Source organism: Pseudomonas sp. Z1-12 (genome assembly GCF_051132015.1).
GTDB classification, from domain to species: domain Bacteria; phylum Pseudomonadota; class Gammaproteobacteria; order Pseudomonadales; family Pseudomonadaceae; genus Aquipseudomonas; species Aquipseudomonas zanjanensis.
Window position 1 is genome coordinate 5,239,940 of record NZ_CP071647.1, and the last position, 12,097, is coordinate 5,252,036.

Genomic DNA, 12,097 nt, shown 5'->3' on the forward strand with positions numbered 1-12,097 from the left:
GCTGTTACCCCTTGCGTAATACATAGACTCGCCACATGGCATAAAGCGGTAGGAAATCCAGCCGTTCTTGAATGCGAAACCCAGCCTGTCGAAACTCCTTCTCTGCTGTATCCGTCGGTAACACAAATCGATTCTGGTAGTCTTTCTGCCCACGGGTGCGTTCCAGGCGCTTGCGTTTCCAGGCCTTGAAATTGCCATCGACCCACAATGAAACGATCACGCTGTCACGGCTGACACGCTCGAATTCCTTCAGGATTGCCAATCGATGCGCGGGTTCGCCGATGTGGTGCAGCAAGCGCATGCAAAAAATGCTATCGACGGCGTTATCAGGCAAGGCGATGTCGAACGCAGAAGTGTGCAAGGGCCGTACCCGTTTTACGACGTCGCTCGGTTGAGCTTCCAATGCGGTATTGAGCATGGCCTCGGAATTGTCCGCGCCGATAATGATCCGGTTCGGTTTTTCGGCCAATAGGGGCCAGAAACGCCCGGCACCGCACGGCAAGTCCAGGACCAGGCCGGGGTCACCGACGAGTGCCAATGCGCGCCGGGCCAATTGCTGGTCTCGCTGATTGGAAAGACGACGACTCAAACCAGTGCGATGTTTATGAAAATATTCCCTGGCGTGCTGCTCGTTGTACTTTTCGGAAAAAGCCAACTTGATGGGCTTGGACATTGGCGGGGCCTCGATGACTGATCGGCCCCACCTTATGAATCGGGATGTCATGTCCTTGTGAAAATAAAGTCAGGTAAACCTTCCAATGTTTACAAGACTTTTCAACACAGTCGCTTAGCCCTTTGGATTCAATTCCACTTCGAAATGGCAACCGTTGGGTTCCATCGTGCTGAGACTGACGGTCCAGCCTCGGTTCTCGCAAATGCGCTGCACCAGGGATAACCCCAGCCCCAGGCCCTCGCCGCGCTTTTCGTTACCACGCACGAAAGGCTCGAACATCGCCTCGCGTTTTTCCTCGGGAATGCCCACACCGCTGTCCTCGACCATGAATCCGGTGCTGGTCAGCGAAAGACGGATGAACCCCTGGTCGGTGTAGTGCAGGGCATTGCGCAGCAGGTTGCCCATCACCGCCGTCAGGAACGTGGCGTTATACAGGGTGTCGACGGTTTGCCCGGGTTCGAAGATCAGCGTCAGGCCCTTGGATTCGATGGGCGCGCGCCATACGCCGAGGAGGTTCTCGGCCACCTGCCCCAGGGTCAGACGAGGCGACATGCCGTTGTCTTCGCGTTCGGACCTGGCGAGCATCAGGAAGGTTTGCACCAGTTCGCGCATCTCTTCGCTGGCCCGACTGATGCGCTCGACCTGGGTACGACCGCGCGGATCCAGCGCCGGGTTTTCCAGCAGCAGTTCACAGGACGTCGCCAAAACCATCAGCGGCGTACGCAATTCGTGGCTCACGTCGCTGGTAAACAAGCGCTCGCGGGTCAGGGCCTGGCGCAAGCGCCCCAGTGTGGCATCGAACGCCACGGCCAGCTCACCCACCTCATCGGCGGCATAATCCGGGGCCAGCGGCGGAGCGAGACCGAGGAGTTGGTCGCGATGGCGCACTTGCCGGGCCAGGCGAACCACTGGTGCCATCACCCGGCGTGCCAGGACCCAACCCAAAAATACCGCCAGCGCCAGGCTGAGCACAAACCCCACCAGGACCACGGCAAACAGCACCCGCTCGCGTTCCTCGAAATCACTCTGGTCTTGCAGCAACACGTAGTGCCGACCATCCACGATCTCGACCATGGCGTGATAGGACAATTGCTCGCGAAACACTTCGTGGAAACCACGCTCCAGATGGCGCAGGTCCCTGGGTAATTCGAAGTCCCCTGGACCGCCGCTGAAATAGAACAGTTGGTCGGGTTCCGGCCGATGGTTCCAGTCCGAGACGCTGTCCATCAGCAACAGGCGTTGCAGGTCGCCACCCAGCCCGGCGGAAATCAGCTTTTCTTCGACCAAATGAACCGTCGCCACGATGCCCATGGCGAACGCACCGGCCACCAATGCGCTCATCAGCGCAAACGCGATGATGATCCGTTGGGCAAGGCTCTGCTTAAACTCCATCGCGGCCCTCGGCCAGGCGATAGCCGACGCCGTGCACGGTGTGCAGCAGCGGTTTTTCGAACGGTTTGTCGATCACTTGGCGCAGTTGATGGACGTGGCTGCGCAAGCTGTCGCTGTCTGGGCAATCGTCGCCCCACAACGCTTCTTCGAGGATTTCGCGGCGCAGCACGTGGGGGCTTTTTTGCATCAGCACCGCCAGGAGTTTCAGGCCCACAGGGTTGAGCTTGAGCAGCTTGCCTTCGCGCGTCACTTCAAGGGTATCGAGGTCGTAGCTCAGGTCGCCGACCTGCAAGGCCCGCCGGCCACCACCCTGGGCCCGACGCATGACGGCTTCGATCCGCGCCGCCAGTTCCGACAAGGCGAACGGTTTGATCAGGTAGTCATCGGCGCCGGACTTGAAGCCCTGCAGGCGATCGTCCAACTGATCCCGGGCAGTGAGCATGATCACCGGCGTATCCCGCCGGGCGTCCTCGCGCAGGCGCTTGCACAAGGTGTAGCCGTCGATGCCCGGCAGCATGATGTCGAGCACGATCAGGTCGTAGTGTTCGGTCGCCGCCAGGTGCAACCCCGACAAACCGTCCTGGGCACAATCGACGGTGTAGCCCTTGAGCCCCAGGTAATCGGCCAGGTTGGCCAGGATGTCGCGGTTGTCTTCGACCAATAGAATTCGCATGGGCACCTCTGCGTGCACGGTTAACGGCTGGCTTGGCCCGCGCAGCTTACGGCCAAGCGTGGCTCACGGCTAGGGTTGTCACGCCTCCCTGTGGGAGCGAGCTTGCTCGCGATAGCGTCGGAACATCCAATATTGATGGGGCTGACCCACCGCTATCGCGAGCGAGCTCGCTCCCACAAAGGTCAAATGCACCCAAGAGCAAGACTGCGCGGTCATTGACGAGTTTTTCACCCAACCTTCACACCGCCCGAACGCAACACGGACCAGACTCCGCGACACGCTGAAAACGAAAACTCCCAAAGGTACTGCCATGGTTCCCACCGCCATCCGCCCCGCATCCAGGCCGCTGAATTTATGGGTCGCCCTGGGCCTGCCTGCCGTCGTCGCAGCCATTCTGGTGTTGCTGGAACTGACCACCCTGGACATGGACCTCGCCAAGTTGTTTTACGACCCGATGGCGGGTGGGTTTATCGGTCGGCACAGCTTTTTCCTGGAGGATATCCTGCACGATCGAGCCAAGGAGGTAGTGGTCGCGTTCTCCCTGCTGGCGGTCCTGGGGTTCATCGGTACGTTTTTCATCACCCGGCTCAAACCCTTCAAGCGGGAACTGGGCTGCCTGGTGCTGTCCCTGGCACTGGCGACGTCCTTCGTCACGCCGATGAAAGCGGTGACGGCGGTGCAATGCCCCTGGAGCCTGAAAGAGTTCGGCGGCAAGGAAACCTACAGTGAGCTGCTCAGCCCACGCCCGGCCACGGATAAACCCGGTCGATGCTGGCCCGGCGGTCACGCCGCCACCGGGTTCACGTTGTTTGCGCTGTTCTTCGTCCTGCGCGATCGCCGCCCGCGCCTGGCCCGCCAGGCCTTGGTGTTCGCCTTCACGCTGGGGACGGTGTTTTCCCTAGGGCGGATGATGCAAGGGGCGCATTTCTTTTCCCACAACGTGTGGACGGCGGTGTTCTGTTGGTTGATTTGCCTGGGGTGTTACTACTACATCCTGTACCGACCGGCTGCCATGGCTGATCGCGTAGCGCTGAGCAAACCCGCCAACGCCTGAGCATCGAGTTACCCTGTGGGAGCGAGCTTGCTCGCGATGGCGGTGGGTCAATCAATCAATCAATCAATCAATCAATCAAGCATCGACTGATACTCCGCTATCGCGAGCAAGCTCGCTCCCACAGGGAATGGTCTGTTGCTTCATGAATCCAAGGCAATAAAAAACCCCGCCGGCTTTCGCAGGCGGGGTTTTTCGCTACAGGGGTAAGGCTGGCTTACATCATGCCGCCCATGCCACCCATGCCGCCCATGTCTGGCATACCGCCGCCAGCTGGAGCGTCGTCCTTGATTTCAGCGATCATCGCCTCGGTGGTGATCATCAGGCTGGCAATCGACGAAGCCGCTTGCAGAGCCGAACGAGTCACTTTGGCTGGGTCCAGGATGCCCATTTCGATCATGTCGCCGTATTCGCCGGTGGCAGCGTTGTAACCGTAGTTACCCGAACCCTGCTTGACCTTGTCGACCACAACGCTTGGCTCGTCGCCGGAGTTGGCAACGATCTGGCGCAGCGGCGCTTCTACAGCGCGACGCAGCAACTGGATGCCCACGTTCTGGTCATCGTTGTCACCTTTCAGCTCGCTGATGGCTTGCAGAGCGCGAACCAGTGCCACGCCGCCGCCAGGTACCACGCCTTCTTCGACAGCTGCGCGGGTCGCGTGCAGGGCGTCTTCAACGCGGGCTTTCTTCTCTTTCATTTCAACTTCGGAACCAGCGCCAACCTTGATCACTGCAACGCCGCCGGACAGCTTGGCCAGACGCTCTTGCAGTTTTTCACGGTCGTAGTCGGACGAAGTCTCGGCCACTTGTGCGCGGATCTGGGTCACGCGAGCCTGGATGTCAGCCTCGACGCCGGCACCGTCGATCACGGTGGTGTTTTCCTTGGACAGGATCACGCGCTTGGCGTTACCCAGGTGCTCCAGGGTGGTGCTTTCCAGGCTCAGGCCGATCTCTTCGGAGATAACGGTACCGCCGGTCAGTACGGCGATGTCCTGCAGCATGGCCTTGCGACGATCGCCGAAGCCTGGCGCCTTGACGGCTGCGACTTTAACGATACCGCGCATGTTGTTCACGACCAGGGTCGCCAGGGCTTCGCCTTCGACGTCTTCAGCCACGATCAGCAGTGGGCGGCCGGCTTTGGCAACGGCTTCCAGCACTGGCAGCATTTCGCGGATGTTGGAGATCTTCTTGTCCACCAGCAGGATCAGCGGGCCGTCGAGCTCGGCGGTCATGGTGTCCGGCTTGTTGACGAAGTACGGGGACAGGTAGCCACGGTCGAATTGCATGCCTTCTACAACCGACAGTTCGTTTTCCAGGCCCGAGCCTTCTTCAACGGTGATCACGCCTTCCTTGCCGACTTTTTCCATGGCTTCGGCAATGATGTCGCCGATGGAGTTGTCGGAGTTGGCGGAGATGGTGCCGACCTGAGCGATCGCCTTGGTGTCAGCGCATGGCTTGGACAGGGCTTTGAGCTCTTTGACAATGGCGATGGTCGCCTTGTCGATGCCGCGCTTGAGGTCCATCGGGTTCATGCCGGCAGCGACGGCTTTCAGGCCTTCGTTGACGATCGACTGAGCCAGTACGGTCGCGGTGGTGGTGCCGTCACCGGCGTCGTCGTTGGCACGGGAGGCAACGTCTTTGACCAGTTGCGCGCCCATGTTTTCGAAACGGTCTTTCAGTTCGATTTCCTTGGCTACGGAAACGCCGTCCTTGGTGATGGTCGGAGCGCCGAAGCTCTTCTCGATGATCACGTTACGGCCTTTCGGGCCCAGGGTCGCTTTTACTGCGTCAGCCAGGACGTTGACACCGGCGAGCATTTTCTTGCGGGCGGAATCGCCGAATTTAACTTCTTTAGCAGCCATGATCGATATTCCTTAAATACTTTGTAGTAACGGGAAAATGGGCGGGGGAATCAGCCTTCGAGAACAGCGAGGATTTCGTTCTCGCTCATTACCAGCAGGTCTTCGCCGTCGACTTTCACTGTGTTGCTGCCGGAGTAAGGGCCGAACACAACCTTGTCACCCACTTTCACGGCCAGCGCACGTACTTCACCGTTTTCCAGTGCCTTGCCTGGACCTACAGCGAGAACTTCACCGTGGTTGGCTTTTTCAGCAGCCGAACCTGGCAGGACGATACCGCCAGCGGTTTTCTTCTCTTCTTCGCTGCGACGGATGACGACGCGGTCATGCAGAGGACGAAGCTTCATTGTCGATCTCTCCTAATTTTTGGTTTTCATCGGCCGGTGTAGTCCCGGCGGGTTTAACAAAGCCGGCAGAGCCGGTTGCGGTTCGTCAGTCGAACCGCGGAAGTCTGTCCGGTGTCACCACCGGAAACCTTGCGGTGACCGTTACATAAGGGCGTACAAGTGGATTACAAGGGCGCAAGCAGAAAATTTTTTACTTCACGCCGCCAAAACGAACACGGCGCCCGAAGGCGCCGTGTGGAGAGTTTTACTTGGAATCCCGGTGTTCGAATTCACCTTCGATCACGTTGGGCTCACGGCCCACGGGCTCGCGCGGAGCCGGCCCGCCGCGGGGCTGGAGGTCATCGGCGAAGGCCCGTTGGCGCATCGCCTGCTCCTCGGCGCGCTGGCGCATTTTATTGGCCAGCAACCGACGGGTGAATGGCAACAGCATGACCAGGCCCAGCACGTCGCTGATAAAGCCTGGCAGGATCAACAGGCCGCCACCCAAGGCCAGCATCAGGCCTTCAAGCATGGTCTGGGCGGGCAGCTCGCCACGGGTCAGGCTTTCACGGGCACGCAGCGCCGTGGCGAGACCGGCAATGCGCAGCACGAACACGCCGAGCATCGAGCCGAGAATGACCAGCAGCAGCGCCGGGAAAAACCCGATCGCACCGCTGACCTTGACGAATACGAACAGCTCCAACACCGGGAACAGCAGAAAGAGCAACAAAAAAGGGCGCATCAAAGGGTTCCTCTACGCAAGAATGCCTTGCTATGAAAACCTAAATGACGTCGACCTTTCGTGAATTCAAGCGTCGGCCTCGGCATTTTTTGGCCATTGCTCGGCGTGAGCCAGGTAAACCAAGGCTTCGCGTACTTGTGTCGGCGTGTTGCAAGGCGTTGGAAACGCCAGCCAGTGCAAGCCCTGCCCGATACGCAGGTGCATGCCTTCGCTGTCGATGCCCACCAGTTGCGCCGGTTCGCTTTTCGGCAGGCCGGCCAGCTCAACGTAATGAGCGATGGCCTTGGCGTGATCGGCGTTCATGTGCTCGATCATGCTGGCTTCGGCCTTGCCGGCGAAGGGATTGGCCTGGGTGAGCGAGTCGATCCAGTGAATGGCGCCGAAGCCACCGATGTAGCGATGGCGCACCGGGTCGAGCAGCCAGAAATCGAAATCATGGGCCTTGTGGTAGTTCTGCGAGTCAGGGAAATAGCGGTAATAACGCTCGGCGGCCGCCTCGATGGCGGCGCTGTCTTCGAGCTTCCGGGCCTCGGCCAGGTAAGTCAGGCGCCCGACGGCCTGCACATCCTCGGCACCGCGCTCGCCCACCAGCAGCGAACACTTGGGGTCTTTTTGCAGATTGTGCGTGTGCTGGGCGATGCGGCTGATCAGGATCAGCGGCCGGCCTTCCGCGTCCAGGCAATAGGGCACGACGGAGCCGAACGGAAAACCGGGCATGGATTTGGAATGCGTGGAGAGCATTCCACGGTATTCCTTGAGCAGCAGTTCCCGGGCATGCTTGGCAGCTTCAACGCTCAATTTATGACTCCTTTTATAAAATTCGTCTAGAAAACGGTCAGGCGACTGGAGTAATGTTCCGATACACCTAGGGGACGATTCTCGTGTGCAGTCGGGCTACACCGTCGCGAATCGAGAGGCCGCCCAAAGGGTCCCCTCCACCGCTGCCCCATCTGGACATGAGAATGCAACTCACTGACAAAGTAATCATTATCACCGGCGGTTGCCAGGGCTTGGGTCGTTCCATGGCCGAGTATTTCGCAGGTAAAGGCGCGAAGCTGGCCCTGGTGGACCTCAACCAGGAAAAACTCGACCAGGCGGTTGCCGCCTGCGCGGCCAAGGGCGTCGAGGCCCGTGCCTACCTGTGCAACGTCGCCAATGAAGATCAGGTGGTCGACATGGTCGCCCGGGTGGCCGAGGACTTCGGCGCGATCCACGGCTTGATCAACAACGCCGGGATCCTGCGCGACGGCCTGCTGCTCAAGGTCAAGGACGGCGAAATGACCAAGATGAGCCTGGCCCAGTGGCAGGCGGTGATCGATGTCAACCTCACCGGTGTGTTCCTGTGCACCCGTGAAGTGGCGGCGAAAATGGTCGAGCTGAAGAACAGCGGCGCCATCATCAATATCTCGTCGATCTCCCGCGCCGGCAATGTCGGCCAGACCAACTACTCGGCGGCCAAGGCCGGTGTGGCCGCAGCGACCGTGACCTGGGCCAAGGAGCTGGCACGCTACGGCATCCGTGTGGCGGGCATTGCACCGGGTTTCATCGAAACCGAGATGACCCTGGGCATGAAGCCCGAGGCCCTGGAAAGAATGACCTCCGCGATCCCGCTCAAGCGCATGGGAAAACCCGAGGAAATTGCCCATTCGGCCGCCTATATCTTTGAGAACGACTACTACACCGGTCGGATCCTGGAGATGGATGGCGGGATGCGGATCTAAGGGACTGCACAAATCAATGTGGGAGCGAGCTTGCTCGCGATGGCGCCGGGTCAACTTGCATCAATGTTGAATGTCAGGCCGCTATCGCGAGCAAGCTCGCTCCCACAGGGGATTGTGTTTTAAAACATCAATCGTCGCTGATGGTGATATTCGGCATCGCCGGCGATGCCGCTTCCTGCAACACGATCCGCGCGCCTACGTGGCGGGCCAGTTCCTGATAGACCATGGCGATCTGGCTGTCCGGCTCGGCGATGACCGTCGGTTTGCCGCCGTCGGCCTGTTCACGGATCACCATCGACAGCGGCAGCGAAGCCAGCAATTCGACGCCGTACTGGGTCGCCAGTTTTTCCCCACCACCTTCGCCGAACAGGTGCTCGGCATGGCCGCAATTGGAGCAGATGTGCACGGCCATGTTTTCCACCACGCCCAGCACCGGGATGTTCACCTTGCGGAACATCTCCACGCCCTTGCGCGCGTCCAGCAGGGCCAGGTCCTGGGGGGTGGTGACGATCACCGCACCGGCCACCGGGACTTTCTGCGCCAGGGTCAGTTGGATATCGCCAGTGCCCGGCGGCATGTCGATCACCAGGTAATCCAGGTCGCCCCACGCGGTTTGCGTGACCAGTTGCAGCAAGGCACCGGACACCATCGGCCCGCGCCAGACCATCGGCGTGTTGTCGTCGGTCAGGAAGGCCATGGACATGACTTCCACGCCATGGGATTGCAGCGGCACGAACCACTTCTGATCCTTGACCTGGGGCCGGGTGCCCTCGGCGATCCCGAACATGATGCCCTGGCTCGGACCGTAGATGTCCGCGTCGAGAATCCCGACCTTCGCCCCTTCACGGGCCAGGGCCAGGGCCAGGTTGGCGGCGGTGGTGGACTTGCCCACGCCGCCCTTGCCCGAGGCCACGGCGATCACGTTCTTGACGTTCGCCAGCCCCGGCACCTGGGCCTGGGCCTTGTGCGCAGCGATGACGCTGGTGACTTGGACGCTCGCGGCAGTCACGCCGTCCAGGCCTTCGATCGCCATTTTCAGCATCTGCGCCCAGCCGCTCTTGAACAGGTCGGCGGCGTAGCCGATTTCCAGCTGGACGCTGACGCGATCGCCCTGGATGTCGATGGCGCGCACGCATCCGGCGCTGACCGGGTCCTGGTTCAGGTAGGGGTCGGTGTACTGGCGAAGGACGGTTTCCACCGCTGCGCGGTTGACGGCGCTCATGGGCAACTCCGATAGCAAGACTTGAAAAACAGGCCGCTATCCTACGCCGCGCGTGCTTTTGTGGCGACCCGATTAAGGCCGGCGAACGCTCTTGTGGCGAGGGAGCTTGCTCCCGTTGTGTGGGAGCAAGGCTTGCCCGCGATCCAGGCGATGGGATTTGTCAGAAATCGAGGTGCCTGTTTCACGAGCAAGCTTTGCTCCCACAATCCCCTTGCCACAGGTTGTGGCTGTGGGGCCTCAGCAATGCATACGGAAACAGGCCAGTGGGGTGAAATATATTTCCCGGCGCTTTATAGTGGCCGACCTCCGTTTCATCAAGTAGCCGAGCCCCATGTCCGAGCCACGCAAGATCCTCGTCACCAGCGCCCTGCCCTATGCCAATGGTTCGATTCACCTCGGCCATATGCTGGAATACATCCAGACCGATATGTGGACGCGCTTCCAGAAACATCGCGGCAACCAGTGCATCTATGTCTGCGCCGACGACGCCCACGGTTCGGCCATCATGCTGCGTGCGGAAAAGGAAGGCATCACCCCGGAACAGCTGATCGCCAACGTCCAGGCTGAACACAGCGCCGACTTTGCCGAGTTCCTGGTGGACTTTGACAACTTCCACTCCACTCACGCCGAAGAAAACCGTGAGCTGTCGAGCCAGATCTATCTGAAGCTGCGTGACGCCGGGCATATCGCCACCCGCTCTGTCACCCAATATTTCGACCCGGAAAAGAACATGTTCCTGGCCGACCGCTTCATCAAGGGCACCTGCCCGAAATGCGGCACCGAAGACCAGTACGGCGACAACTGCGAGAAATGCGGCGCCACCTACGCACCGACTGACCTGAAAGACCCGAAATCGGCGATTTCCGGCGCCACCCCGGTGCTCCGGGATTCCCAGCACTTCTTCTTCAAGCTGCCGGATTTCCAGGCGATGCTGCAAACCTGGACCCGCAGCGGCACATTGCACGACGCGGTGGCCAACAAGCTCGCCGAATGGCTCGACTCCGGCCTGCAAGAGTGGGACATTTCCCGCGATGCACCGTACTTCGGCTTCGAAATCCCCGGCGAGCCTGGCAAGTATTTCTACGTGTGGCTGGATGCGCCCATCGGCTACATGGCGAGCTTCAAGAACCTGTGCGACCGCACGCCGGAACTGGATTTCGACGCGTTCTGGGGCAAGGACTCCACCGCCGAGGTGTATCACTTCATCGGCAAGGACATCGTCAATTTCCATGCGCTGTTCTGGCCAGCGATGCTCGAAGGTGCCGGTTTCCGCAAGCCGACCGCCATCAACGTCCACGGCTACCTGACCGTCAACGGGCAGAAAATGTCCAAGTCCCGCGGCACCTTCATCAAGGCCCGGACCTACCTGGACCACCTGTCGCCGGAATACCTGCGCTACTACTACGCCGCCAAGCTCGGCCGTGGCGTCGATGACCTGGACTTGAACCTCGAAGACTTCGTGCAAAAGGTCAACTCCGACCTGGTGGGCAAGGTCGTCAACATTGCCAGCCGTTGCGCCGGCTTCATCCACAAGGGCAACGCCGGCGTCCTGGTCGCCGGTAACGCCGCGCCGGAACTGACCGACGCCTTCCTGGCGGCCGCGCCCAGCATCGCCGAAGCCTACGAGAGCCGCGATTTTGCCCGCGCCATGCGCGAAATCATGGCCCTGGCCGACCGCGCCAACGCCTGGATCGCCGACAAGGCCCCATGGTCGCTGGCCAAGCAGGAAGGCAAGCAGGACGAAGTCCAGGCCATCTGCGCCCTGGGCATCAACCTGTTCCGCCAACTGGTGATCTTCCTCAAGCCGGTACTGCCGCTGCTGGCCGCCGATGCCGAAGCGTTCCTGAACGTCGCGCCGCTGACCTGGAACGACCACCAGACCCTGCTGAGCAACCATCAGTTGAACGAGTTCAAGCCGTTGATGACCCGCATCGATTCCGCCAAGGTCCAAGCCATGATCGACGCCTCCAAGGAAGACCTGGCCGCCAGCCAGACCGACACCGGCGCCCCTGCCGGCAACGGCGAACTGGCCAAGGACCCGCTGTCGCCGGAAATCGATTTCGATGCCTTTGCCGCCGTTGACCTGCGCGTGGCGCTGATCGTCAAGGCCGAAGCCGTCGAAGGGGCCGACAAGCTGTTGCGCCTGACCCTGGACATTGGCGACGAGCAACGCAACGTGTTCTCCGGCATCAAGAGCGCCTACCCGGACCCGGCCAAGCTGGAAGGTCGGTTGACGATGATGATCGCCAACCTCAAGCCGCGCAAAATGCGCTTCGGCATCTCCGAAGGCATGGTGATGGCGGCGGGCCCCGGCGGCGAGGAAATCTACCTGCTGAGCCCTGACAGCGGCGCCAAGCCGGGCCAGCGGATCAAGTAATACGACGCCCGCTGCACCGATCCCACAGTCGCCGCGCAGGTGGCTGTGGGATTTTCATATCT

At 60.6% G+C, this 12,097-nt stretch carries 11 protein-coding genes; 3 read left to right on the top strand and 8 right to left on the bottom strand.

Annotated elements, in window-relative coordinates; translation table 11 throughout:
* Nucleotides 1–4 precede the first annotated feature (4 nt).
* The 3 genes from J3P85_RS22720 to colR all read right to left on the bottom strand — a co-directional run bounded on the left by J3P85_RS22720 (nucleotide 5) and on the right by colR (nucleotide 2,738).
* On the bottom strand, nucleotides 5–673 hold the full coding sequence (locus tag J3P85_RS22720) for a class I SAM-dependent methyltransferase (protein WP_434703589.1): 669 nt from the start codon (nucleotides 671–673) through the stop codon (nucleotides 5–7).
* A gap of 114 nt (nucleotides 674–787) precedes the next feature.
* Nucleotides 788–2,065 (bottom strand): sensor histidine kinase, encoded by a 1,278-nt coding sequence (locus J3P85_RS22725; protein ID WP_186706307.1) that lies wholly within the window; start codon nucleotides 2,063–2,065, stop codon nucleotides 788–790.
* The gene (colR, locus tag J3P85_RS22730) at nucleotides 2,055–2,738 is read right to left on the bottom strand and encodes a two-component system response regulator ColR (protein WP_024779529.1); all 684 of its coding nucleotides are present in this window, start codon (nucleotides 2,736–2,738) and stop codon (nucleotides 2,055–2,057) included. The genes J3P85_RS22725 and colR overlap by 11 nt, the downstream gene beginning before the upstream one ends.
* 310 nt (nucleotides 2,739–3,048) lie before the next feature.
* On the opposite strand from colR, the gene J3P85_RS22735 reads away from it, so the two are divergent.
* Nucleotides 3,049–3,792, top strand: coding sequence for a phosphatase PAP2 family protein (locus tag J3P85_RS22735; protein WP_434703591.1), 744 nt, complete (start codon nucleotides 3,049–3,051; stop codon nucleotides 3,790–3,792).
* 214 nt (nucleotides 3,793–4,006) lie between these two features.
* On the opposite strand, the gene groL is transcribed toward J3P85_RS22735, so the two are convergent.
* The 4 genes from groL to J3P85_RS22755 all read right to left on the bottom strand — a co-directional run bounded on the left by groL (nucleotide 4,007) and on the right by J3P85_RS22755 (nucleotide 7,513).
* Complete coding sequence (groL, locus tag J3P85_RS22740) at nucleotides 4,007–5,650, bottom strand: chaperonin GroEL (protein ID WP_212799276.1); 1,644 nt, start codon at nucleotides 5,648–5,650, stop codon at nucleotides 4,007–4,009.
* Between the two features lie 50 nt (nucleotides 5,651–5,700).
* Nucleotides 5,701–5,994 (bottom strand): co-chaperone GroES, encoded by a 294-nt coding sequence (locus J3P85_RS22745; protein ID WP_003204913.1) that lies wholly within the window; start codon nucleotides 5,992–5,994, stop codon nucleotides 5,701–5,703.
* A 244-nt stretch (nucleotides 5,995–6,238) separates the two neighbouring features.
* On the bottom strand, nucleotides 6,239–6,715 hold the full coding sequence (locus J3P85_RS22750) for an FxsA family protein (protein WP_434574542.1): 477 nt from the start codon (nucleotides 6,713–6,715) through the stop codon (nucleotides 6,239–6,241).
* Nucleotides 6,716–6,781: 66 nt separating this feature from the next.
* On the bottom strand, nucleotides 6,782–7,513 hold the full coding sequence (locus tag J3P85_RS22755; protein ID WP_434703592.1) for a HugZ family protein: 732 nt from the start codon (nucleotides 7,511–7,513) through the stop codon (nucleotides 6,782–6,784).
* A gap of 164 nt (nucleotides 7,514–7,677) precedes the next feature.
* Between J3P85_RS22755 and J3P85_RS22760 the strand changes: the two genes are divergently transcribed.
* Nucleotides 7,678–8,436, top strand: a complete 759-nt coding sequence (locus J3P85_RS22760) for an SDR family oxidoreductase (protein ID WP_434703593.1) — start codon at nucleotides 7,678–7,680, stop codon at nucleotides 8,434–8,436.
* A 127-nt stretch (nucleotides 8,437–8,563) separates the two neighbouring features.
* On the opposite strand, the gene apbC is transcribed toward J3P85_RS22760, so the two are convergent.
* Entirely contained in the window at nucleotides 8,564–9,658 is a 1,095-nt protein-coding gene (gene apbC, locus J3P85_RS22765) for an iron-sulfur cluster carrier protein ApbC (RefSeq protein ID WP_434703594.1), read from the bottom strand.
* Nucleotides 9,659–9,989: 331 nt separating this feature from the next.
* Here apbC and metG point away from each other — a divergent pair, with 331 nt between their 5' ends.
* Nucleotides 9,990–12,035 carry a methionine--tRNA ligase gene (gene metG, locus J3P85_RS22770; RefSeq protein ID WP_434703595.1) on the top strand — a complete coding sequence of 682 codons (2,046 nt, stop codon included), beginning with the start codon at nucleotides 9,990–9,992 and terminating at the stop codon, nucleotides 12,033–12,035.
* Nucleotides 12,036–12,097 lie beyond the last annotated feature (62 nt).